Source organism: Bradyrhizobium sp. LA6.1, from assembly GCF_040547805.1.
Lineage (GTDB): Bacteria > Pseudomonadota > Alphaproteobacteria > Rhizobiales > Xanthobacteraceae > Bradyrhizobium > Bradyrhizobium barranii.
Genome location: NZ_JBEPQK010000041.1, coordinates 1 through 21,073 on the forward strand (window position 1 = coordinate 1; position 21,073 = coordinate 21,073).

Consider the following 21,073-nt stretch of genomic DNA (forward strand, 5'->3'; position numbering starts at 1 on the left):
CGTCAGCCTTCCGGCGATCGCCAGCTGACCTGCCCGGCTCTTGCCGGTGAACGCGGTGACCCACCGCCAGCTACACCACGCAACGGGACACGATCCACGCCGGCGTCGCGAGCGTAGCTACTGCCTTCCTCCATGGCACAGTCCTTTGTTGTCGGACAGCATATGTCTTTATCATGACAGGTGGGACCAAGTCGATCTTTCGCGCGAGCTGGCAGCCGGACCTGACGGTGCAAAACTCAAGATTCTTGCGCCAAGGTCGACTCGAACGAGATGAATCCGTCAAGCGGTGCGGAAATCAGGCGCAGAAAAGCTGGCTGTCCGTCCTTTCCGTCCGTTCTTTCTGACGCGGCCCGAAATGACCAATCAGTGGCCAGGAGCACAGAGCCACGGCATGGTAATCTTGGAGATGGCGCCCCGAGCAGGATTCGAACCGGCAAGGAAGACTGTTTTGAGCAGCCGGCGTCTACCGAATTCCGCCACCGGGGCGATTGGTGCACGAGGAGGGACTCGAACCCACACTCCGAAGAACCGGCACCTGAGGCCGGCGCGTCTGCCAAATTCCGCCACTCGTGCGTTGATGGTGCTGTCGGCGCGGATCGAACGCGCGACCTCGTCCTTACCAAGAACGCGATCTCCCAACTGATCTACGACAGCGAATTTACCCGGTGGTCTTTTCTGTGCTCGGCTTTGCTGACGCTGGCGCGTCATAGGCCGCTGCTGCGGAGACTGCCCGGTAAGAACCGCAACTGAATTGGTGCCCGCAGCAGGGCTTGAGTCTGTGCGCGTCCCCTACCGATCTGACGGTCGCGGCTGACAAACGGTCGCTATTATCAACCCCAAGGCGGCCTCGCTGGGTCAGCCGTATGTCACCCGATCTGCGTCAACCGTGCCGACGACCTTTGAGTCGCCGCCTCCAAGGGACAGCGGTAGTAAGACGCCCGTCGTGAGTTCAATTTTGGCTTCTGTCAAAGAGTTCCTTCACCCACGGGGAGTGATGATGCTCCTGAAAGATCAGGCTGAGTTCTTTGCGGGGACGCATGACGCCGACATAAAACAAGCGGCGGCCTCGCGAAGAGCTGTCGCACTTTTCTTGTCCCGTTCACTGGGAAGATCGCTCGCATTCACGCCATACATCACGACGGCGTCGAACTCTCTTCCCTTCGCGCTGTGCAGCGTGCTCAGACTCACGCGACCTGTCCCCTCGACACGGCCGGCCAGATGGACAAGCGGGATATCGAGGTCTGCGGCCGGGTCGGTATTGGCAATCATCTCGGCGCAGACATGCCACTCCTGCTCTGAATTTCGCGCGATCACCCGCCATGGCGCAATTAGCTCAACGCGCTGTCGATCGTCGATGACGTGGATGCGGCGTGCAAGGCCGTGCTCGATGGCGAGCAGGTCAATCGGCTCAAAGATCGGGACGGGAACAAGCTCTCAGACGCGCACCTCCGGAAGAAGCTCGCGGAAAAGCATCCTTGTATCAGTCCGGTGTACGAGCGCACCTTTAACTTTGTGCATCTGTCGGGTAAGCATTTCGAGGTATCGATCGCCCGAACTGACGATGAAACACGCATGGCTTACTTCCAGATCAGCGGTCATGATCCACATCGACCTGATGAAACCTACTTCGAAGCAGTCGACACCTTCTTCGAAGCGACTAAACCGGCCGGGATGTTGCTTCTCGCCTTCTGTATGGCGCGCCATCAGCGGGAAGCTGTGATGGCCTCTATGCCGACGGACGGCGGCTAGATCTCGGGAGGGGCAATGTCTCGGCGTTCACATCATTGATGGGCGCGGGACTGATTGCCGTTCCTGCGCCATCGGGGGCGGAAATTGCAAACAAGCGACCAGTTGCCGCGCATCTTCCAGGCCAACCTTGCGCGGCTGTTCGAGCGGGTGATTCAGCCCGCGATGGAGGCGCTGCCGGTCCACGCGTCGCTCGAATGCGGCGAGGCGGCGACGATGGAGCAATTTCTCGATCGCGCTGCGGCTCAGGTCGACAACTACACCGCCAACGAGGCAGCGAAGGCTTTTACGCTGACGATCGCTGCAATCTTCGAGCGTCAATTGAGCATTTGGGTACGCACCGTCCATATCGACAACGCCATCGGCATCCCGAAGTCGCGCGGCTTCCAAGACTTTCTGGCGCTATGCGCGGAGCGTGCCGGGATAGACATCAGCGCGGAAGCTCCTCGAGCTCGCCGCCATAAGCTAACCGTCTCGCCGGGAAACGGACCGCGCATGGGAGGGTCCGCGCAGGTCCAGAGAGGCATGGCAGAGATCCAGAAATGAGCGCGAGGCATTAGCGAGGTGACGTCGTTGCACTCTAATCGCCAAGGTCGGCGGAACTAACATGATGGGCACAGGTTATTTTCCAGTCCGCTCCGGCCAATCGGCGGGCCATGTCCGCTTGCGCGAGACTCTATTCGATCGGCAGCTTCACGCTCGGCCTCTCTATGATATCGCGCTCCCCTTCCCGCATCTGGCCCCTCTACGCCGTCAACTTTTTCATGGCCGACATGCAGTCGGGCATCGGGCCGTTCGTGGGCGTATTCCTGCAGGAGCGTGGTTGGGCCACCGGATTGATCGGCACCGCGATGACGATCGGCAATGTCGCGGGCATGCTGGTAACGACACCGATCGGCGGCTTCATCGATTCTAGCCGCAACAAGCGGCTGTGGGTCGTCATCCCCGGCATCTGTGTCGTTCTGGCATCCGCAATCATCCTGATCTCACAGAATTTCTGGGCGGTGACGTTCTCGCAGGTTGCGCAATCGCTGGCGAGTGCCGCGATTGTGCCGGCAGTAACCGGCATCACGCTCGGCATCGCTAATCAAAAAGGCTTTAATGCGCTGAACGGACGCAACCAGGCATTCAACCATGCCGGCAACATGGTCGGCGCGGCGCTGTCGGGCTATCTCGGTTACAAATTCGGCTACGTGACCGTGTTCGTACTCGCCGCGATTTTTGGCGCCATCGCGGTGGCTTGCGTATTGATGATCCCGGCCAAGGCGATCGACGATCGCGCCGCGCGCGGCGGCAAGGAGGACGATCCGGATAGCCCGCCGAGTGGTCTGTCCATCCTGTTCAAGCACAAGCCGCTGCTCGTGCTGGCGCTGGCGCTCGCGATCTTCCATCTCGGCAACGCCGCGATCGTCCCGCTCTACGGCCTTGCGGCCGTCGCAGAAGCACAGGCCGACGGTCCGAGCTTCGTAGCAATCACGGTGGTGATCGCGCAGGGCGTGATGATCGCGACATCGCTAGTCGGCATGCAAGTCGCGGGCAAGCGCAACTACTGGCCAGTGCTCCTGGTCTCTTTCACGATGCTGCCTGTTCGCGGCGTGTTCGCTTTCTTCGTCATGGGATGGTGGGATGTTGTACCAATGCAGGTGCTCGACGGCATCGGGACCGGACTGCAGACTGTCGCTGTCCCGGGCATGGTCGCGCGCTCGCTCAACGGCAGCGGCCGCATCAATCTCGGCCAGGGAGCCGTGATCACCGTGCAGGGGATCGGCGCAAGCCTCAGTCCCGCACTCGGCGGCTGGATCGCGCAATGGATCGGCTACGGCCCGACCTTCCTGCTGCTCGGCTGCTTTGGGCTGGTGTCAATCGCGCTGTGGCTGGTGTTTAGCCCGGCCATCAAGAATTATTAGGGATTGTCATGACGAGGAGCGCGCGACGAAGCAGTCCAGACTGCCTAAGCGAAGGGCTTCTGAGCAAGTCGTGCCTGCGCATTAAATAGGTTTCCAGGTGTGACCTAGCTGACATTGCGCTGCGACCGAGCTGCGGTAGGTTGTTGATCACCGGGGATGGCTGCATATTTCACTTAGATCATTTCACCCGAATTTTTTCGAGAATGAGGTCGCAGCAGTCCCCCTGGTGCGGCCTTCGTTCTAGCACCCCAGCCGCCACACTATTTTCATTTTTTGTCGGAATCAAAATGGTGTCGTTGCTTCATTTTTGAGGACCGCATTCATGACAAAGGAAAATTGCTTAGTCGTTCACGCGGCTGGAAAACGGTTGGATTTGCTGCGCGGAGAGGCTGCTCGCATTGCGAAGGGCAGCAAATTGGGGTGGTGGACCGATCGCGCAGACATCGGCACTCGCTTCTGCTTTGAGGATGCAAAGGCGAAGGAAGCCTTTGCGTTGATCTGCGACAATTTCGGCATTCGGTGCCAGGACGGCTAGCTTAAAAGATGCCTGCGTCGGCCCTACTTCAACGTAATGCTATCGACCCGCTGGCATGGTCGACACAAGTAAGCGTGTGCTGCGGGCAGGCTAGCAATCTTCGGAAGTGTAGCGAGATACACCATCGGTCGCCTACATTCTTGGCAGATGAGGATAGGCGGATTGTCCTTGTTGCGGCGGCCAGTCATTTCCAGACTCGCTCAGAGCGCGGCAACATAGTTTTGGGTGACGCCAAGCACACCCCCGTTGAAATACCGAAGCCTATCGAAATTCGGTAGCTTTCAGCGTAAGGCCCTTCGCGCAAGACGGAGGACATTCACGAGACGTAAAGCACGAGCGCTAGCATCGCCGCGGCGTTGTTCACAAGCGGACCATGCGTGGGAATGGATGCCTCCTACCCTCGCTGAGCGTCAGTTGGATTCGCCTCCGTTCCGAAGCTCAAGCGGCCTCGGCTCATCACCCTTCCAAAGCTGAGGTCGCTTGCTCCTTCCGAATTGCGACGCCAAAACTTCGATGAGAGTCGATAAACGCGAGAACTTTAGCGCTAGTGCGGCTTTGCTGGCTGCCGGTTCTCGGGCCGGACCGTCTTGTTGCTGTCCGGCATTTTGTCTCGACCCTGATCTCCATTGTCGTCTTTGCCACCAGAAGTGGACGTACCACTTCCGCTACTCGAACCAGGCGACATGCCGGTGGTGCCACGCGGGTCTCTGCTCGGCGCCGTCGAGCTGGCTGCCGGATCACCATTGACCGCCCCACGTCCGCTTGGTGAGCCGGCGGGCTGCGCCGACGCAGCAGCAATAGAGACAACCAAACCGGTTGCTAATAGTAGGATTAGTTTCCCGGCAAACTCCCAGGTTGTCGCGCTTAACCCGCAGGAAGTCCGATCCGTTCCAAATATCCTGCAAGCTGAAGAGGGATCAATGACGTCTTCGTCCACGACGCCGCAGAAACGGTTCGAGGAGAATAACCCCGAGGGGTGGCATTTGAGTACGACGTGATACCGCTGCCGGCGTAGTTCGTTCTCGCAGACGCAAAAACTCCCAGCGCTTACGCACCGGAGGCGGTTTTTCTAATCAACGAATTGGTCCTTGCAATGGTAGATCCGTACGCGCCACGCCACACTAAGAGCACTCTCATGAACACCGCGATGGAGAGCCTTCTCCCGTCGTCGAGAGTCCGAGAGCATCCAAGCGCACTCGACCTTTGGCTATCTCAGGCCAGTTGAGTTCAGGCGCACGGTGGGAATTGGCTTAACCGGGTATCCGTCAACCGGAAGCAGCACATTGCTGGGTCTCCAGTACGGCGCGGTGAGGAGCAGCAAAAAAGTCGCTCGTGCAGCCATATACTGTGCCGCTGGTCGGCTGCGCTCAGTACCCTGCAGGACGATTTTGCCCGCTTCGCCAGAAACACACCAACGCCAGCCGCGACCGCGCCGTTTGATCGAACTATCAAAGACCGGAAAATCCACATCGCTCATGAGGCGCATACTCCAAAAACGACCACCTAAAATAGCCACATTACTCAAGAATTTTAAATGGGCTAACTTCTTTGGTGGCAACGGAGTTCCTCCTCGCCATGAGATTGCTTGAAGCTTAAATGATTTTTCGTGCGTCTCGTAGTCCTTCGTTCAATTGCTGGTCTATCGGCGAAGACCTAAATCTGCTCTCTGGAAAGCCCGCAAGTCATGTCATCCGCTTCGACTAACAAGATTGCGCTTTTCATCGATGGGGCCAATCTTTACGCGACGGCGAAAACTCTGGGCTTCGACATCGATTACAAACGCCTGCTGGAGGAATTTCAGAGCCGCGGGAAACTGTTTCGGGCATTCTACTACACCGCAGTCATCGAGGATCAGGAGTTTTCCTCGATGCGTCCCCTGCTCGATTGGTTGGACTACAACGGGTTCACGGTCGTCACCAAGGCGACTAAAGAGTTTGTCGATGCATCCGGCCGCCGCAAGATCAAGGGCAACATGGATATCGAGCTCGCGGTGGACGCCATGGAGCTCGCCGAACACATCGACCAGATGGTGCTGTTCTCGGGCGATGGCGACTTCCGCTCTCTGGTCGAAGCCGTGCAGCGCCGCGGCGTGCGAGTCACGGTGATTTCCACTATCGCCAGCCAGCCGCCGATGATCGCCGACGAGCTGCGCCGCCAGGCCGACGTCTTTACCGATCTCGTCGAGCTGCAGTCGAAGCTTGGCCGCGTCCCATCCGAGCGCCCTGCGCCACGCGATCGCGAACCGCGTGGACGCATGCCGAAACTCTTACAAGAGCCGAAAGGAAACGACCCTCCTGGCTAGTAAGGGTCGCCCGCATCGATGAATTTGCGGCAGAACCACTTCAACAGGACAGCATCACCGACATCCAAGCAGTCAGCAACGCGCATAAACCAATTCCGAGATACGGCAATGCCAGGCGCATCGGCTTCCCCTCCGAGACGCAAAATATGCTGCCAGCGTCGCATGCCTACCGGCGACCGACGACGAATCTGCGGTTGCACCGAACGGCGCGGAACAACTAGCACCATAGGCCAATTGAGAACCTGCCAAGCATTGCCGCCGATGCTGGCGGAGCGGCCCCGATCTACTTGCCCCCGAGCCCCCCACCGGGCCGTCTCTCCGACCTTGAGAAGCGGCATGTGAGGATTTTATGCCAAGGTATTACTTTCATGTTCATCATGGTCAAACTGAACTAGACCGCGAGGGTGAAGAGTTGCCGGACAAGCATGCGGCTTGGCGAGAGGCAACGGTGACAGCGGGACAGATTTTACAAGGCCTCGATGGTTCGTTGCGCCCGCATGAGGACTGGCGCATGGAGGTCGTCGACGAGTTTCAGAACCCGCTTTACACTCTGCGCATTAGCGCCGAAAAGCCGAAGTAGTAGCAGAAGCGCTTCGAAACATACTAACAATCTTCTCGGATCGTTGCCGCACACTCAATTCAGTTTGCTCTCGCCTTACATGGTCGTCGAGCAACTCGACCAGGGTGTAATCCTCATCGAAGCCGGAGACGAGACCAAAAACGTCTACTTCCCACACCTGGGCATGCTCTCGCTGCCGGCAGTCTTGAAGGACGGCAGGGCGATCGAAACCGCAACAGTTGGACGGGAAGGCGTTGTTGGGGCCATGGCCGGACTTGGCGCGCATATTTCTCATGTGCGGGTTGTTGTGCAGCTCCAAGCCGAGGTGACAAGAATTCCGGCAAGCCGATTTCGCAAGGCAACGGGAGAAAGCACCACGCTGCGAAACCTCTGCGTAGGCTACAACGAAATCCTGCTATCCCAAGCCCGGATCAATGTCGCTTGCAATGCGGTTCATGTCATTGAGGCGCGCTTCTGCCGATGGCTCCTACAAACGGCTGACACCGCAGGAAGCAACACCATCAATCTAACACAACAGTTCCTGGCCGAGATGCTGGGCGTGCGGCGCACCTCGGTCACAGAGGTCGCAAGAAAAGTACAGAGCACCGGCGCCATCCACTACGCCCGTGGAGAAATCAGCATCCTCGACCGGCAGATTCTGGAACGCTTATCTTGCGAAGGCTACACGACGCTGGTGGAGCAATCGAAGAGCTTGAGCAGATAGGTCGAAGCAGTCTCTGGCAGCAGCGCCTTCCGAGACGGCCTTGCTATGTCTTCTTCCCAACCTTAACGTCTGCCCGGGAAAGAAGTACGAGGCGTTCGGTGAGCAAGGTCCGCGAGTACATCGATTTTTGGGTTGAGAACAGCGTTCACGCCGCGGAACAATATTCGACTCCCGGCGCATCGCAAAACGTGCACGATCTCGTGCACCGCCTCGTCGAGGGGGCAAGCGGTCAAGGTATCTCTGAGGAAGCCATGACCAACGAAGTTGGCGACCTGACGAAATACATAAGCGGCAAGCTTTCCGCCGCTAACGAGGCTGAAAAAGACCGGAGCAAATGAGATTCACTTGAAAACTTGCCGCGCCTTATCCTTCTGCTTTTCTGCGACACCAAGCCCAACAATCTCGCGCTCTAGAGCGGCGGCGGGAAGGAATCACGCCGCCCCAATGGGCATCGTAAATCGCCGTGTAGTGGCACGGTGAGGAACGCTCGCGCCCGTGCTTCCTCGCACGCGGTTTTGATCAACGACGGCATGTCCGATCTGCGAAAGACGATGACGCCCGCCTTCGCCCGGCCTATTTCGCATCTGCGAGTGGCCAGCACCTAGCCGGCGGGTTTTTCTTTGTCCTCGTGCGGCTGCTCGCCACGGTTTTCGGCAGTCTGCTCCGAATCCCCGGGCTTCTTCCCGGCCATGTTCCCAGGATTGAAATGGTACTTGCCGTCCGGATTCTCGCCGGGCTGTTTCTCATTTGGATTTTTGTTGTTGTCGTCGGCCATGAGACTGTTCCTTAGAGAGAGAGGAACAACATGCAACAGGGCGGGCAATCCCTTGGTTCCTACCAATGGGCCTAATTCTCTTTCGCGAGTGGCCTATTTCGGTCGGTATCCGACGTTCCGCACGATAGGCGCCCTGTTGGCTAGCATGAGGGAACACAATGGCGGCGAATATTTGAGTCATCCCTGGCTCGCCGCCACAGCCGGCGGAGCGCGAGGCGCCGCTCGGCCGCAAGATCGGCGTGCATCAGGCGGCACCCCTGCACCGTTGAGTTTGTTGGCCGCGGCGGTTCTGCCGAGCCAGGAACATCGTGGCATTTGCCAAGTTTTCCCGCCGCCCTCGAGGCTCGTCGAGGGTAACCTCTAGGCCCCGGCTCATCCCTCATTTGAGCTGGGGCTCTTTTCTTCCGGGACAAGGGACTCAAGGGGAACGACAACAGCAGGCGAATATTTGAGTCGGCGCTGGCTCGCTGTGGAGCTGGCGGAGCGGCCTCGGCCTACCCCCTTGATCCCTCCGGAGCCGGGGCCGCTCTCTTCGCTTTGTAGTATCGTATGCGTTCCTCGCCCTCGATCGTGCCGGCCGACCGCCTCGACCGCGACATCTATCTGGTGCTTGAAGACTTCGGCGCGCGCGCCGGTTGCGCCTGGCGTGAGACAATGAGGCTGACACCGACGTCGAGATCATCCTGCAAAATCTCCTGTCCGGCCAGTACGCCTATCCGGTTCGGATTGTGTCCTTCAATCCCATCGAGGGGTGGTCGCGAGATGCGACTTCCGACGTCGCCGACGCACTGGCCCAGCGCGCATCTGACACTGACACCGAGGTCTCTTCTGCACTGCAAGCCTTCATCACCGCCAACGCCACAAGGCGCTTCGACATGCAGCTAGCGCTGCCCTTGCGCGGAGTCGCCTGATGCCCGGCGACGAAAAGCCGCTGGCCGGCGGCAGCGCCACGACGTGCACCAAGTGCGACGATCTCGGCTGGGTTTGCGAGAACCACCCGGACCGCCCCTGGGACGGCCGGCGCGCCTGCACCTGTGGCGGCGCTGGCGCGCCCTGCCCGGCCTGCAACGCTGCTGGCGAAGGTGAAGTGCCGCGGATGCCGGAAGGCTTTCGGGTAGAGGTCGACAAGGACGGCTGGCGACACTGACAACGAGCGATGGAACAAACCCGAACCAGAACGGCCGGCGGTATTACGTCGTTCTGCCTTACAGATGGCAAGCTGGACAGTTCGTGACGGTTCAGGGTTGCAGCCGTGAGAGGAGACGTTGTCGATCCTGATCGCGACGTCGCTGATCTCCGCGCATCCGTTCGAGTTCGGCTTCTGCATTGGCCGTGTCTTGGTTCTGGCGCTTCAGTTCAATAACAAGCGCCTCTTGCTCTGCGAGCCGCCGTTCTCCTTCGACGACATCGCGCTCTACCTGTCTCAACTCATCGTCTATCGCAGTCGTGTACATCTCGATCCTCGCGCGGCCGTATGCGAATGCACGTCGGACACTAGTTTTGCCGCCTCCTACAGGCCTTAATCGGCCCGCGCCACCCCAGAATTAACCGGAGCGCGAGGGGCATGACTTTCAACTCAGCCAGCTTCTTGAACGTTCCGGGCAGATGCCATTTTTTCCCGAGCCGTCGAAGGCTTCGTCCGACCACAGAGGCCTGCCGAGCTCCCGATCCGTCTGTGATTTTTGGGTGCCGGAGAACAGTCCATATACGCGGAACGAGCGCTAAGACGCGCTACCATTTAGCATGAGTATGCACGCCTATCGGCCGGCCTCCTGGGCCGACCTAGGTCCGCACGCTGGCCTGCGGCTAACTCGGCGCCCGAGTAGCGCCTATCCCTCGCCATGACCAATGATGCCGCCCTCACCCGCCGCCGCAGTGTAGGCCGCGCACTCGGTCCAACCCCGTCTTCGGACATGTCCGCGTATCGCTTCTGAGACAGGCGGCGGCGTGGTGTCAGCGAGTGCCGGCGGGATCCCCACAAGTATTGATGTCGCGGGGAGATTTTCGACCCGCTACCTCCGGCGGAGAGAATACTGCGAGGTACCCTCCGTCCCCTGCGAGCTTATATGTGGCGACCTCGCGATAGCCGACGGCGGTCAATTCGCAGCGCAGGAGCTCAATTGGCGTGCCATGCTTCCACGTCGGAAGCTCAAAGTCGACAATTCCGACCCGTGCACTCCGCTTCAAGGCGGGCGCGAGATTGTAGAGGAAGGCATAGGGTTGGGCTATCTCGTGATACATGTGTGCACAAGGATTGCGGCATCCAGCGAGGAAGCGGGCAGACGCGGGTCGTGTGGTTCGCCGAGCGCGAATTGCACGTTCGCCAACTTTAGAAATTCTGTTCGCCTGGCGAGTTCTATGAGGTAATCCCGCGTGACGTCCTGGGCAACGACAGAGCCGGCGGGTCCGACGAGGTACGAGAGTCTGACCGTGTGGTAGCCACTGCCTGCACCAATGTCGCCGACTGTCATGCCAGGTTTCAGTTCAAGAACACGTGCGATCTGGCCGGCCTCATTGAGAGCGTCGCGGTGCTCTTCGGCGGAGCGGCGTGGGCTGACAATCCGTGCAACAGGGCGCTGCGATGAGGGAAACTCGTTTGGAGCGACTCCGGGGGGAGCCAGATAACCTATTTCAGCGGCGTATGCGCGAGTTGCAGCAAACGCCACGAGTAGCGTCGCTGCATAAACCAGCGCCGTCACGCGCCTACCGAGCTTTCTCAGCCAGCCTAGGCGCAGTCGCCCAAGCTTTGTGAGCTCTAGATGTGCGCCCACCGTCAAGTCAACGAGGTTCAGTGTAGCGGGCAACTCCATCCGTGCGCCTCGCGCTTACGCCCACCTATCGCACCTGAGAGCAAATCAACCCAATGGATCTGCATTGGGTCAAGCCCCGAGCGAATGCTCGAGGAAGAAACGCAGCATTTCCCTCGTCGCATCCGGCCCTTGCGGATCAGTGTAGGACCCGGCGGGGCTGCCGCCTGACCACGCGTGTCCGGCGCCATCGATGTTCCAGTGTTCGGAAATCGCCCGACCGGCCCCGTCGATCAGGACGGTGCGAGTATAGGCATGGCCGTGGGGTACGTGTCCGCGAAGTACCTTCGTCGTCGGCCTCGTTGCCCCGGCGGACTGCTCGATAATCTGATCGCCATTCTTTGGATGCACCGTAGTGTCGCGATCGCCATGGAAAACGATGGTCGGCACAGCAGTTTTGCAGTCCGCAATTGCCTTGGAGCCGCCTCCCTGCCGCATGGCGACGAACGCGGAGGGAAGATCGCTCGCTGCTCCACACGCGAGACCTGAATGAATACCGACGGCCGCGTACAGGTCGCTATACGTTGCGCCCATGATGGCGGCGGCGGCCCCGCCGGCCGACAGGCCCGCAACGTATACGCGCTTCGGATCGATCGCATGGTCGCGCATGATCTGGCGGGTAATGCCGGCGATCATCGAGGGCTCGCCCCCGCCGCGGCGCTGGTCGCCCGTGCGAAACCAGTTCCAGCACTTCGAATGGTTGGCTCCGCTCGGCTGCTCAGGATAGACCACGAAGCAATTCTGCTCTTCCGCCAGGAAGTTCATCCGGGTGCCGGCCGCGAAATCGTCCGGCGACTGGGTGCAGCCGTGAAGCATGACGATCAGGGGAAGCCGTTGTCCCCGGCAGCGGCTTGGGATGAACAGCTTATAGGTCCGGCTTCCCGCGGCGTTACTGAAGGTACCGGCGATAAACCGCGTGCCCTCGGGCACAATGTCCGATGGCGACAGAGGAGCGCGCGCGATCGGACTTCGCAGGCCGAGCCCGGAAAAATCCCGCATGCCGTCGAGCGGTAAGGAGCGTCTGCGTCCCTGAGCAGAGCGGGCCGGCGCAATCTGCGGAGCTTTCCGCTCCTCGACAACGTCGGCCGTGGCGTCGATGGTAAGCGGATCGAGCCGCGGCAGCCGAGCCTGAGAGGCGCTGCGAGACTCCGGTCTTGGAGCGCTACCGCCCTGGAGCATGCGCTGCAGCAGCGCGGTCGCCTCGACCAGTTGGCCGGCACGCGTGAGGCGGGTTGCTTCGCGGACTATGTCTTGATTCAGCATCGTTCACCTCGTTCTGTCGGCGAGAGCGGCCTTGACCGCGGGGGTGGCATGGAGGGCTCCGAGCACGGAAACCGAGCCGATAGTTGCGCGGGCGAGTTCGGCCGTGACGTCCTGCGCGATGCTGGCAAGGCCAAGCACATTGATGTGCAGCATCTCGCCGGCTCGCTGCGCCGCTTCGAGATCCGCGCGCGTGTAATTCCGGAGGCCGAGATCCAAGCCTTTGCGGGCGGTAGATTGCTTGACCACGTCGGCGTGACGCTCGAGCTGATTGCGGATCGCCGTCCGGATGAAATCTGTGCGATTCGAATAGAACCCGTCATTCACCATCAGATCGACGTGGCCCAGGTCGACGAAGCCGAGATTGATGGTGATCTTTTCGGATTCCGGAGGCTTCGGCCTCAGTTCTTGAACATTCGAAGGCATTCTTTTCGCCATCCACTGACCATCTGAGTGGATGGTATATGGATGGCACTCCGTCCCTTACAAGATGGGCGCGTGATGGAACTTTGGAGAAATTGCCGGGCTTGTCCGCGGCGGCGAAAACCTTCTCGATGACGATCGAGACGGTCGAGCAGAACGCAGGGTAAGATTCCTGCGGCCTTAGCCGGATGGTTGCGCTCGTTTACTCCCCCGGCATGGGAGGCCGACGAACCTAATTCCGCTTGAGACCTTTAACGAGCTCTGCCGTAACGTCGAGCGCGGTCCGCTCGACTGACGGCGCGGAGGAATTCAAAACCATCGCGATCTTCTGCGGCTTTGGACAGCTGCTCTCGCTAGTCGCGGCGATGATCTACCACCTGGATTTCACGGCCTTCTGACGCGCTTACGCCTTCAAGACGCGGTCGCTCGAGCTCGTTCGCGTCCTTCGCGACGACGCTCGCGCCGTTCCCGCCTTCGCTTCGCCCGCTCCGCGAGCGGAGGCAGCGGTGGCACGGGTGCATTGACCATCTCGGACGGCGTCGTCTCGATCGCCTGGTCGACGCTGATGCGCGCCTCCATAAATTCGAGTGCGGAACGACCTTTGTCGGTGATCTTCCACCCGCCGCTTTCGCGATCGACCAGACCTTGCGAAAAGATATCGAGCTCAGGTACGCGCGCAGCCAGCCGCTTGGTCCGGTCGGCCCAGTCTCGGCCGCTGGTCGCCAAGATCGCCATGTCGCGCTTGATGTCGTCCATCACAGCGAAGCCGCCCGGGTAAGACATCAAGATCTTCAACACCGTGACCTGAAAATTCACAGCCGAGTCTCAGCCAGTGCCACACAGTCGGCGCCCCGGAAAGGGCTTCGCGACCGAAGGCCCCGGCTCGCCGGGGCCTTCGTGCAGTCTGGTGCGATCAGTATCTTGCCGCGATCGGGGCACCAAAGCCACCGAAGCGATAGTTCAACCGAACGGTGACCATGTCCACATCCTGGCTAACCCTGTCGCCGAGGAGGGTAACGCCACCGGGTGAGAGCACACCTGCGCCGGCGAAGGTGCGGTTGTCATTTCCCATCCAGAGGTGATCGTATTCAACACCGACCGACCAGTTCGGCGCGAAGCCATATTCCCAGCCAACGCCCCAGCGCGTGTGGCTTGCGGAGTCCAGGCCGACCCTGGTCAGGTTGTTGAAGACATCAAGACGATTGTGGGTCACAGCCGCTCCACCCTTCACCTAGAGCAGTGACGCGTTCCACGCCCAACCGAGTTGGGCCGTGAAGAGACCAATGCCGTCGGTTTTCCCTGTGGTCGAAAGCAGCGGATCGATCAGGCTGACGCGCGTATTCTTGATGTCGGTCCAATCGCCCTGCGCTTCCAATCCGAGCACAAACTGATTTGTTTGCCAGCGATACCCGATCGGTCCGCCGTCAAGACCTTCGGAACCAGAAGCGCAAGCACCCGCGACTATTCCTGCCGGCGTGACGAAATCCACGCAACCGCGGCTCTGGCCCCACCCGCCATTGGCGCTGATGTAAAAGCCAGTCCGCCGCGGCAACGGAGCGATGGTCCACAAGCCGACATCGGCAAATGGCCCCCAAGTGTCAAATCTATCCGGAGATAGGTCTGGTAAGTTGCGGGAACGATGGTTCCTCGCAGTTGTTGACGGCTGTGTTCACCAACGTTTCCTGCTCGGCCATATCAGTGTTTCCTTTCGCTGTTGAAGATGCCAGCGAAGCCGCGGCGAGCGTCGCGCTCGCCGCGCGGACGGTTTGCCGGCGGGATACGGAAGTCTTGTCTCGATGTGCCATGAAGGGCTCCGCGACTTTGCAGTCTCAACCAGCGGAGCGGAGTATCGTTGCTAAACGAGGGCGCCGGATCCCATTTGAGGTCCACAATCCCTCAGCTGCGCCGTCACGTAGGGAACGCCACAACCTTTGATGAGTTGCCCTTACGGTGCCCGAGCGTTTGTGGGAGCGTCCTATCTTTAGAGATGACAACATCGAACAGGACGACCTGCGAAGCCCATATTCGCCGTGGGCCAATCTACCACCCCCGAACATCAAGCCTGTGACCGAGAGTTTCCGCTGCGATGTGCTGATCGTTGGCGCCGGCATCACCGCCGCTCTGGTCGCCGAACGCCTGACCCGGCAGGGCCGGCAAGTGGTGGTGATCGATCGTGAGCTGCCGAGCCTCGGTAGCACGGTTGCAAGCACGGCGATGCTGCTGTGGGAAATCGACCGTCCGCTTCTCGAACTCACGCAGCTCTACGGTTTTGAAAAGGCAATTCGCTGCTATCGCGCGAGCCACGGTGCAACGCGGGCATTGATGTCGCTCGTCGCGCATCATGGAATTCCCTGCGAGATGCGGCCACGTCTTTCGCTATATCTTGCCGTGGGCGATAGTCCAAAACTCATCAACGACGAGTATGCAGTCAGGTCCCGCGCCGATTTGCCGTCACACTTGCTCGACTATGCCGGATTGCTGCAGCGTTTCACGGTCGGCCGGGCTGCCGCGATCCTGTCAAGCGATGCGGCCGACGCCGATCCCGTGCGACTGACGCGCGGCCTGCTCGGCATTTCTGTCAAGCGCGGCGCTCGTCTGCTCAAAGCCGATGCGATTGCGTTTGACGGCAGCGCATCAGGCGTAACTGTCGGTCTTGAGGCCGGACTGTCGGTTGAGGCGCGCGACGTGGTGCTTGCGACCGGTTATGTGATGCCGGACATTGTGCGACCCAGAGCCCAAAAACCAGCGTCCAGTTGGGCGATCGCGACGGTCCCGCAGCCACACAATCTCTGGCCTGAGCAAGCACTGATCTGGGAGGCGTCTCAGAACTATCATTATGCGCGTACGACAACGGACGGCCGGATCATCGTGGGTGGTGAGGATGATGACACGCTCATTCAGCCAGACGCCCGCGATGCAGCGACGCCGGACAAGGTGAAGGCGCTCAGGGCATATCTGAAAGCGCTTTGGCCGCAGGCATCCGGCGATGTGGCCTTCAAATGGTCGGGCGCCTTCGATACCACCAGTGACGGGCTACCCCTGATTGGGAGAGTTCCTGGTTGCAGGAATGTCTTTGCTGCTTTCGGCTACGGCGGGAATGGCATCACATTCAGCTTTCTCGCGGCAGAGCTGATCGCCAGCCTGCTTTCGGGAGGCACTTCACTCCTACTTGATGATTTTGCGATCGACCGTGACATCGTCGGCTGAAGAATAGAGCTGGGCGTGAGGACAGGCCAGCTGCACCGCATTCACGCAAGCGATGGCCATAAGGTGATGTAGCAGGATGGTGAGCACGAAAGAGGCCGCCAACTGGGGCGGCCTTACTCACTCTTAAATTCCGCAATCTTTCGATCTTGACACCATAGCTCTACGTCGCACCCGTCAGCTAAGGATCTGGCGCGCTTCTTGGCTTCGATTTCGTCCTCGCACATTAGATCGACGCGAAGCTCGATATGTCCGTCGAGGCCCATAATATACGCGCGGTACTCTTGCTTCTGCTGCCCGTCCAATGCTTGAAGCCCGTATTTTGAGTTACTGCGTGTTCCGTTCATGCATGCACTCGCGTTTGCAAATCGTTCGATGAGTCGAATTCATCGATCTATTCCTCGGTTGGCCTGAGACGGCCTTATTCCTCCGGGGGTTGTAGGCCCGGCGACGTTAGCCAGCCGTCTATATGAGAAGCGGTTTCGAGCTGCCGCAGTTTGCGTTCTAGGAGATCACGCCGCGGTCCTGGCGGCGTATTTTCCAGTTCCGCTATGAAGCGGGTTCTTTCCACGTTCAGATTGTCGTCAATGTGGGATCGTGGGCGTCGTCCCATGGCACTCTCCTTTCCCTGCGTGAATTGGGCGGGAGCGCAACCGGCGTTCTCATCACCGATCAAAGCACGGTGCTGAGCGGTGAGGGAACCAGTGTGCACCCGGAACCAGAGCGACGCCAGAACAAAAGTTAGCCCAGCAAACGTCTGCCGGGGTCAGAAGCCGACTTCGGGCCATCGGCCGGGATACGGCTGCTATGGGCCTTGGCGGATGATCCGGCCGACAAGGCACGTGGCGAGACGAGGAAGATCGGGCGGCGGCATACCTGAAGACAAGGAACGACTCTCCGAAGCTCGAATTGGCTCTTTGGGATAAAATTGGCCCGGCGGTCCTGCCCTTTGTGCCTCCTGTCCAAAGCAGGACCTGCGCTCTGGGAGATTTCGTGATGGCCCACCCAACCGAGGAGCAGATACGGAAACGCGCGTTTGAGCTGTGGGAGCAGGCGGGCAAACCCGAAGGACGCCAAGACGAGTTCTGGGACCAAGCGCAGAAGGAATTACAGGGTGCAGAAGAGCGTGGTGACCCCAACAAGGGGGCCGACATTTAATTCCGCTGTCGCCCTACTTTGGCAGCGCTCCAATCTTAGTTCACCGTGCTCTGGCGTTAGCCAAGCGGGAGCATGCTCCGACCATGCGCTGAGGTGGGTTACTCGAACGTACGCGCGTCGCATTTATTCGCCGCCACCCCCGTCTCGCGCAAATGTCCGAGTTGGGTCATAAGCCGACCTCACGCCAACGGTCCCAAAAACGTCAGCTTAGGGCCAACAGGGGAAGCAGCGCGGCTTGGCCGTTCACTGAACAAGTGCGTCCTGGTAGCGTCCGGTGCGGCCAAGCCTGGAATGCCTCAGCGACGAGATTAGCGGAAAAGCCGCCGCCGGGTTGAGCGCGGCGACGGCTTCTTCTTTACGCACTCAGATGGCGGCGACTACCCGTCGCGTCGCATGAAGGAAACGGTTAGCGGGCGCTGCGACGCCATCAATTGGATGACGTTCCTGTTTGCGCAATTCATCGACTAGACGTTCGAGGTACGGCGGCAGAGGCGAGGCTCCGAGAGATAAGTTCTGTTGCAATCTGTCACCCACCTCGTCACAGATCGACCGGGCAGTCTGATGATCGATGTGGTCCGATATTCTGCTGGTCGGTTCCATATCGCGACCTTTCGATTAGGCCCCACGATTAACTCAAGTTACAGGGATGCGAAAATGTTTCGCGCACCTTCGAAGAATGCCGATGGCTTCATTGAATGGAACGAAGACACTGTGCGTCAGGCCGATTGCCATTGTCAGTGCTGATACCTGCAACCCGCCGAGTTAGTGAAACTCTTGGGGCGCGACTTTCGACACTCAGAATGTCCGTTCCGGTTCGCAAGCGGCCATCACGACCAAGCAGCACGGCGTCCGCTGTAAGCTCACAAGCTGACGCTAGTGAGCACCGCCCCGCCTACGCCGTCCGCAGCATCGGCGACGGCGGCTGCGAAGGCCGGATCAGCCGCGAACGCAACCTGGATGCTGGCAAGACCGAGAGCCACGGCGATGCGCCAAGCCATGGTGTAGGAGCCAAGCGCGTCGTACAGAACTAGAGCAGAAGTAGATGTAGCTAGGAGGACGTTGATACCTGAACCAGGCTAACGAAGACCGTCTTGCCTTTTTCGGCGACGAATTTCGCAACGCAAAACACTTGACACCGATCCCCGTCATTCTAAGTTTTTTGGCGGGATGATCCCGGCAATTGAAGGATAATCGAAGACGATCAAGAGCGACGACCATGATCGACGAGAACCTCGCCCGCTTGCGTGCCCATCGCAACAACATCACCCGTTATCGCAGCCTGCTCGGGACCAGATTGTCGGATATCGAGCGTCAGGTCATCACGCGACGACTGTCTGAAGAGATGGCTGCGCTTCAACGCCTAACTCAGCCCGAACCCCAAATCTATGTTTCAGAGCCTTCCGCGTCGGGGATTTCGGCAAGAGACATCGGCACGGTCGCGCCACCCCCGAGCACCTGATACTCGGGAGCGGATCATGAAACAATCTCGCATCGCGTAACGCATTCGTCCTCGCTCGCGGAGCGGCTGGCTGCGGAAGCACAGCGTCTCAGGGAGATTGCGCGCGGTGCTTCGGCCGGCAGCAAGCGGGAGGATTTACTTCGCAGGGCGCGGCAGATGGAGAGGGCCCGCCATATTGATGCATTACGCATCAACTCAGAGGGAAGCCCATGCGCACTGACGCAGCTAAATGCGCTCTAATTCGTGATCTCGCGACCGACCTAAAGAAGCGCGACCTGCTCGCGTGGCTTGCGGAGCATCTTGAAGCTTTGGCGGGGCAAGCCCGCAAAGCACTCTGGCGACGCGAATCCCGTTCGATCCTAAGGTCCGCCCCACCAGTCACATCGTGACGTGGCAGAAGTCCCCTTAGCACCTAGCTGGTGCGCGTCTCTTTTGGCTTTTGAGTTTTCTTGTTGGCTTGCTCGAGCATTGCTTTGAGCTCTTCTTCGAGCGATCGCGGCGAAATTCCTAGTAGACCAAATCCCGGCCGACCGCCCGAGGCCGTCGTGTCGATCTGCATAAGCTCAACCTGATTGCGCGTAAGCGGCGGGTGCGGCAGGATCTCAGCGAGGCCCGCGGCTGCACTCCAGAAAGCAAAGGGTGTTCGCACCAGCGTTGGCCGCAATCCAACGGTGCGCGCAATGGTCCGCAGTAGTTCCTCGTATGAGTAAACGCGCGAGCCGGCCAGTTCGTAAATAGGATACGGTCTTTGCGCTTGCCGCAGGATTTGTGCGATCGCCGCCGCTACGTCGTCTACATGTACCGGCTGAAGCCTAGTCCTGCCGTCGCCGAATAGCGGATAGGCCGGCAAGGTCCGAAGCAACCCAAGAATTGTTGTGAGAAAGACGTCGTCCGGCGCGAACATTACCGCAGGGCGGACAACGACCGCGCCAGGGAATGTGGCTTGTACGGCCGCCTCTCCCTCGCCGCGACTGCGAATATAGGGTGAAGATGATGCGGGGTCCGCACCTATTCCTGACAGGTGCACAAACCGTTTGGTACCGGCGCGCCGCGCCACTCCGGCGATTCTAGCGGCCGCTTCGACGTGCACCGAGTGATATGTGTCGCCCGAATGCTCAGCGTAAAGACTAAGCGCATTGACAACACCGTCGGCCCCCATAACGGCGGCCTCTATGGAGCGCTCATCATGCGCATCAGCGATGACCTGTTCAACGTTGTCGCCCTCGGCTCGCGTGGGATGCCGCGAAGCTACGCGCACCATCACGGCGGAGTCGCACAAATTGCGCACAACGCGGCGACCAACAAAGCCAGTCCCACCAAACACGGTTACGCGGTTCATTCCCCGGTCCAACCCGCGACCTTGTGCGACGTTCTGCATTGAACCGCCGAGTGACGCGCGCACTGTCTCAGCGGCCTCCGCCGGCGAACTGCCGTTGTCGAGATGATGGGAGATCGCATCGATCAAGATTTGCACTGCAGGGGCGACTGCTTGCCACTCCATCTTGGCTTGATCGATCAGTGGTTGAGCTTCATTGTAAAGGGTTTCCGCCTGTTCGATGATTGGGTGCGCCTGATTGAGAAGATCGATCAGCGCTTTGGTTGCCGGCAATGACCGCTCAATTTGTTCAAGCTGCGTATCGCTGAGACCGGATACGTGACCAATGACTTCAAAGAGCAAGTGTTTCAGCATAGCTCAACCTTGCTGGTAGCGGCGCAACAACTCAGGGCAACCAAGCGAAAGGGCACGGGCTTCGGGGCTGTGTAGTTACTGACTCAGTCGACAGCGCTCTGCTACAGACCCCTCTGAGCTTGGGACAATCTGGCTGATATTTGGCCCCACATCAATCGTGTCCGACATCTGGATGCCATAGGGAAAGGATTATCTGAACCAGACCGATCTGGCGCAGGCAGTTAGAACGTCTCCCAAAAAAAGTTTAGTCAGCTGCCCCCGCCCCTAGTGATGCACAAGGTTCCGCTTGCGTGGGCAGCCGTGAAGTGTTCACAGGGGAGATCACGGGCATTGCCAACGGCGCAACTCGGGGATATTTTCGCGAACATTGCACATCCGAACAACCGATGGTCGCGATCGATCATCTTGCAGCATTGTTTGGAGACTCCATGGAGCTATCGCCAAATTTTGGTGACGGCCGGAGCCGGTCAGGCGGCGGCGGTTATGGGCTGACGGTCGGTCGGCTTGGCGATGACCTCGATCCC

General features: G+C 59.6%; 21 protein-coding genes, 3 tRNA genes and 4 pseudogenes. 15 read left to right on the forward strand and 13 right to left on the reverse strand.

What is annotated here, in order from left to right:
* Positions 1-407: 407 nt before the first annotated feature.
* From ABIB99_RS43785 to ABIB99_RS43800, 4 genes are all read right to left on the reverse strand, one after another.
* A tRNA-Leu gene (locus tag ABIB99_RS43785) sits at positions 408-486 on the reverse strand.
* A gap of 3 nt (positions 487-489) precedes the next feature.
* Positions 490-573 (reverse strand) — tRNA-Leu (locus ABIB99_RS43790).
* 5 nt (positions 574-578) lie between these two features.
* A tRNA-Thr gene (locus ABIB99_RS43795) sits at positions 579-654 on the reverse strand.
* 357 nt (positions 655-1,011) lie between these two features.
* Complete coding sequence (locus ABIB99_RS43800) at positions 1,012-1,314, reverse strand: 3'-5' exonuclease (RefSeq protein ID WP_354182134.1); 303 nt, start codon at positions 1,312-1,314, stop codon at positions 1,012-1,014.
* 66 nt (positions 1,315-1,380) lie between these two features.
* Here ABIB99_RS43800 and ABIB99_RS43805 point away from each other — a divergent pair, with 66 nt between their 5' ends.
* The 4 genes from ABIB99_RS43805 to ABIB99_RS43820 all read left to right on the forward strand — a co-directional run bounded on the left by ABIB99_RS43805 (position 1,381) and on the right by ABIB99_RS43820 (position 4,188).
* The gene (locus tag ABIB99_RS43805; protein WP_354182136.1) at positions 1,381-1,749 is read left to right on the forward strand and encodes a hypothetical protein; all 369 of its coding nucleotides are present in this window, start codon (positions 1,381-1,383) and stop codon (positions 1,747-1,749) included.
* A gap of 84 nt (positions 1,750-1,833) precedes the next feature.
* Positions 1,834-2,292: a hypothetical protein gene (locus ABIB99_RS43810; protein WP_354182138.1), complete on the forward strand. Its 459-nt coding sequence runs from the start codon at positions 1,834-1,836 to the stop codon at positions 2,290-2,292.
* A 164-nt stretch (positions 2,293-2,456) separates the two neighbouring features.
* Positions 2,457-3,653, forward strand: a complete 1,197-nt coding sequence (locus ABIB99_RS43815) for an MFS transporter (RefSeq protein WP_354182169.1) — start codon at positions 2,457-2,459, stop codon at positions 3,651-3,653.
* Between the two features lie 322 nt (positions 3,654-3,975).
* Positions 3,976-4,188: a hypothetical protein gene (locus ABIB99_RS43820; RefSeq protein ID WP_354182140.1), complete on the forward strand. Its 213-nt coding sequence runs from the start codon at positions 3,976-3,978 to the stop codon at positions 4,186-4,188.
* Between the two features lie 1,207 nt (positions 4,189-5,395).
* On the opposite strand, the gene ABIB99_RS43825 is transcribed toward ABIB99_RS43820, so the two are convergent.
* Complete coding sequence (locus ABIB99_RS43825; RefSeq protein ID WP_354182142.1) at positions 5,396-5,746, reverse strand: hypothetical protein; 351 nt, start codon at positions 5,744-5,746, stop codon at positions 5,396-5,398.
* Positions 5,747-5,872: 126 nt separating this feature from the next.
* Between ABIB99_RS43825 and ABIB99_RS43830 the strand changes: the two genes are divergently transcribed.
* From ABIB99_RS43830 to ABIB99_RS43845, 4 genes are all read left to right on the forward strand, one after another.
* On the forward strand, positions 5,873-6,490 hold the full coding sequence (locus ABIB99_RS43830) for a LabA-like NYN domain-containing protein (protein ID WP_354182144.1): 618 nt from the start codon (positions 5,873-5,875) through the stop codon (positions 6,488-6,490).
* Between the two features lie 349 nt (positions 6,491-6,839).
* On the forward strand, positions 6,840-7,070 hold the full coding sequence (locus ABIB99_RS43835; protein WP_354182146.1) for a DUF6894 family protein: 231 nt from the start codon (positions 6,840-6,842) through the stop codon (positions 7,068-7,070).
* 79 nt (positions 7,071-7,149) lie between these two features.
* Positions 7,150-7,773: a Crp/Fnr family transcriptional regulator gene (locus tag ABIB99_RS43840; protein ID WP_354182148.1), complete on the forward strand. Its 624-nt coding sequence runs from the start codon at positions 7,150-7,152 to the stop codon at positions 7,771-7,773.
* A gap of 98 nt (positions 7,774-7,871) precedes the next feature.
* Entirely contained in the window at positions 7,872-8,111 is a 240-nt protein-coding gene (locus ABIB99_RS43845) for a hypothetical protein (protein WP_354182150.1), read from the forward strand.
* A 263-nt stretch (positions 8,112-8,374) separates the two neighbouring features.
* Here ABIB99_RS43845 and ABIB99_RS43850 read toward each other — a convergent pair whose 3' ends face one another.
* Positions 8,375-8,548: a hypothetical protein gene (locus ABIB99_RS43850; RefSeq protein WP_166341164.1), complete on the reverse strand. Its 174-nt coding sequence runs from the start codon at positions 8,546-8,548 to the stop codon at positions 8,375-8,377.
* A 549-nt stretch (positions 8,549-9,097) separates the two neighbouring features.
* Here ABIB99_RS43850 and ABIB99_RS43855 point away from each other — a divergent pair.
* The 3 genes and pseudogenes from ABIB99_RS43855 (at position 9,098) to ABIB99_RS43865 (ending at position 10,071) form a co-directional block, all read left to right on the forward strand.
* Positions 9,098-9,459: pseudogene (locus ABIB99_RS43855) on the forward strand (hypothetical protein).
* Complete coding sequence (locus tag ABIB99_RS43860) at positions 9,459-9,695, forward strand: hypothetical protein (RefSeq protein ID WP_354182152.1); 237 nt, start codon at positions 9,459-9,461, stop codon at positions 9,693-9,695. The pseudogene ABIB99_RS43855 and the gene ABIB99_RS43860 overlap by 1 nt, the downstream one beginning before the upstream one ends.
* Before the next feature lie 118 nt (positions 9,696-9,813).
* Positions 9,814-10,071, forward strand: a complete 258-nt coding sequence (locus ABIB99_RS43865; RefSeq protein WP_354182154.1) for a hypothetical protein — start codon at positions 9,814-9,816, stop codon at positions 10,069-10,071.
* 430 nt (positions 10,072-10,501) lie between these two features.
* On the opposite strand, the pseudogene ABIB99_RS44595 reads toward ABIB99_RS43865, so the two are convergent.
* The 5 genes and pseudogenes from ABIB99_RS44595 to ABIB99_RS43890 all read right to left on the reverse strand — a co-directional run.
* Positions 10,502-11,247: pseudogene (locus ABIB99_RS44595) on the reverse strand (methyltransferase domain-containing protein).
* A 180-nt stretch (positions 11,248-11,427) separates the two neighbouring features.
* Positions 11,428-12,618: an extracellular catalytic domain type 1 short-chain-length polyhydroxyalkanoate depolymerase gene (locus tag ABIB99_RS43875; RefSeq protein ID WP_354182158.1), complete on the reverse strand. Its 1,191-nt coding sequence runs from the start codon at positions 12,616-12,618 to the stop codon at positions 11,428-11,430.
* A 3-nt stretch (positions 12,619-12,621) separates the two neighbouring features.
* A complete protein-coding gene (locus ABIB99_RS43880; RefSeq protein ID WP_354102801.1) occupies positions 12,622-13,041 on the reverse strand; it encodes a ribbon-helix-helix domain-containing protein in 420 nt (139 codons plus the stop codon).
* 408 nt (positions 13,042-13,449) lie between these two features.
* The gene (locus ABIB99_RS43885; protein ID WP_354102802.1) at positions 13,450-13,854 is read right to left on the reverse strand and encodes a hypothetical protein; all 405 of its coding nucleotides are present in this window, start codon (positions 13,852-13,854) and stop codon (positions 13,450-13,452) included.
* A 97-nt stretch (positions 13,855-13,951) separates the two neighbouring features.
* Positions 13,952-14,587 (reverse strand): annotated as a pseudogene (locus ABIB99_RS43890) (outer membrane protein); the annotation flags it as partial.
* 539 nt (positions 14,588-15,126) lie between these two features.
* On the opposite strand from ABIB99_RS43890, the gene ABIB99_RS43895 reads away from it, so the two are divergent.
* On the forward strand, positions 15,127-16,245 hold the full coding sequence (locus ABIB99_RS43895; protein ID WP_354182171.1) for an NAD(P)/FAD-dependent oxidoreductase: 1,119 nt from the start codon (positions 15,127-15,129) through the stop codon (positions 16,243-16,245).
* Positions 16,246-17,238: 993 nt separating this feature from the next.
* A complete protein-coding gene (locus tag ABIB99_RS43900) occupies positions 17,239-17,400 on the forward strand; it encodes a DUF2934 domain-containing protein (RefSeq protein ID WP_354182161.1) in 162 nt (53 codons plus the stop codon).
* Positions 17,401-18,292: 892 nt separating this feature from the next.
* Here ABIB99_RS43900 and ABIB99_RS43905 read toward each other — a convergent pair.
* Positions 18,293-18,428, reverse strand: a pseudogene (locus ABIB99_RS43905) (MFS transporter); the annotation flags it as partial.
* Positions 18,429-18,616: 188 nt separating this feature from the next.
* Between ABIB99_RS43905 and ABIB99_RS43910 the strand changes: the two are divergent.
* Positions 18,617-18,859: a hypothetical protein gene (locus tag ABIB99_RS43910; protein ID WP_354182163.1), complete on the forward strand. Its 243-nt coding sequence runs from the start codon at positions 18,617-18,619 to the stop codon at positions 18,857-18,859.
* A gap of 412 nt (positions 18,860-19,271) precedes the next feature.
* On the opposite strand, the gene ABIB99_RS43915 is transcribed toward ABIB99_RS43910, so the two are convergent.
* Complete coding sequence (locus ABIB99_RS43915) at positions 19,272-20,549, reverse strand: complex I NDUFA9 subunit family protein (RefSeq protein ID WP_354182165.1); 1,278 nt, start codon at positions 20,547-20,549, stop codon at positions 19,272-19,274.
* A 290-nt stretch (positions 20,550-20,839) separates the two neighbouring features.
* Here ABIB99_RS43915 and ABIB99_RS43920 point away from each other — a divergent pair.
* Positions 20,840-21,073: hypothetical protein (locus ABIB99_RS43920; RefSeq protein WP_354182167.1), on the forward strand; the 234-nt coding region annotated here is incomplete at its 3' end.

What these genes read in the sequence shown, in the direction of transcription:
- ABIB99_RS43815 (WP_354182169.1), top strand. Translation starts at nt 2,457, where the DNA reads ATGATATCGCGCTCCCCTTCCCGCATCTGGCCCCTCTACGCCGTCAAC.
- ABIB99_RS43820 (WP_354182140.1), top strand. Translation starts at nt 3,976, where the DNA reads ATGACAAAGGAAAATTGCTTAGTCGTTCACGCGGCTGGAAAACGGTTG.
- ABIB99_RS43830 (WP_354182144.1), top strand. Translation starts at nt 5,873, where the DNA reads ATGTCATCCGCTTCGACTAACAAGATTGCGCTTTTCATCGATGGGGCC.
- ABIB99_RS43835 (WP_354182146.1), top strand. Translation starts at nt 6,840, where the DNA reads ATGCCAAGGTATTACTTTCATGTTCATCATGGTCAAACTGAACTAGAC.
- ABIB99_RS43840 (WP_354182148.1), top strand. Translation starts at nt 7,150, where the DNA reads ATGGTCGTCGAGCAACTCGACCAGGGTGTAATCCTCATCGAAGCCGGA.
- ABIB99_RS43850 (WP_166341164.1), bottom strand. Translation starts at nt 8,548, where the DNA reads ATGGCCGACGACAACAACAAAAATCCAAATGAGAAACAGCCCGGCGAG.
- ABIB99_RS43860 (WP_354182152.1), top strand. Translation starts at nt 9,459, where the DNA reads ATGCCCGGCGACGAAAAGCCGCTGGCCGGCGGCAGCGCCACGACGTGC.
- ABIB99_RS43875 (WP_354182158.1), bottom strand. Translation starts at nt 12,618, where the DNA reads ATGCTGAATCAAGACATAGTCCGCGAAGCAACCCGCCTCACGCGTGCC.
- ABIB99_RS43880 (WP_354102801.1), bottom strand. Translation starts at nt 13,041, where the DNA reads ATGCCTTCGAATGTTCAAGAACTGAGGCCGAAGCCTCCGGAATCCGAA.
- ABIB99_RS43900 (WP_354182161.1), top strand. Translation starts at nt 17,239, where the DNA reads ATGGCCCACCCAACCGAGGAGCAGATACGGAAACGCGCGTTTGAGCTG.
- ABIB99_RS43910 (WP_354182163.1), top strand. Translation starts at nt 18,617, where the DNA reads ATGATCGACGAGAACCTCGCCCGCTTGCGTGCCCATCGCAACAACATC.
- ABIB99_RS43915 (WP_354182165.1), bottom strand. Translation starts at nt 20,549, where the DNA reads ATGCTGAAACACTTGCTCTTTGAAGTCATTGGTCACGTATCCGGTCTC.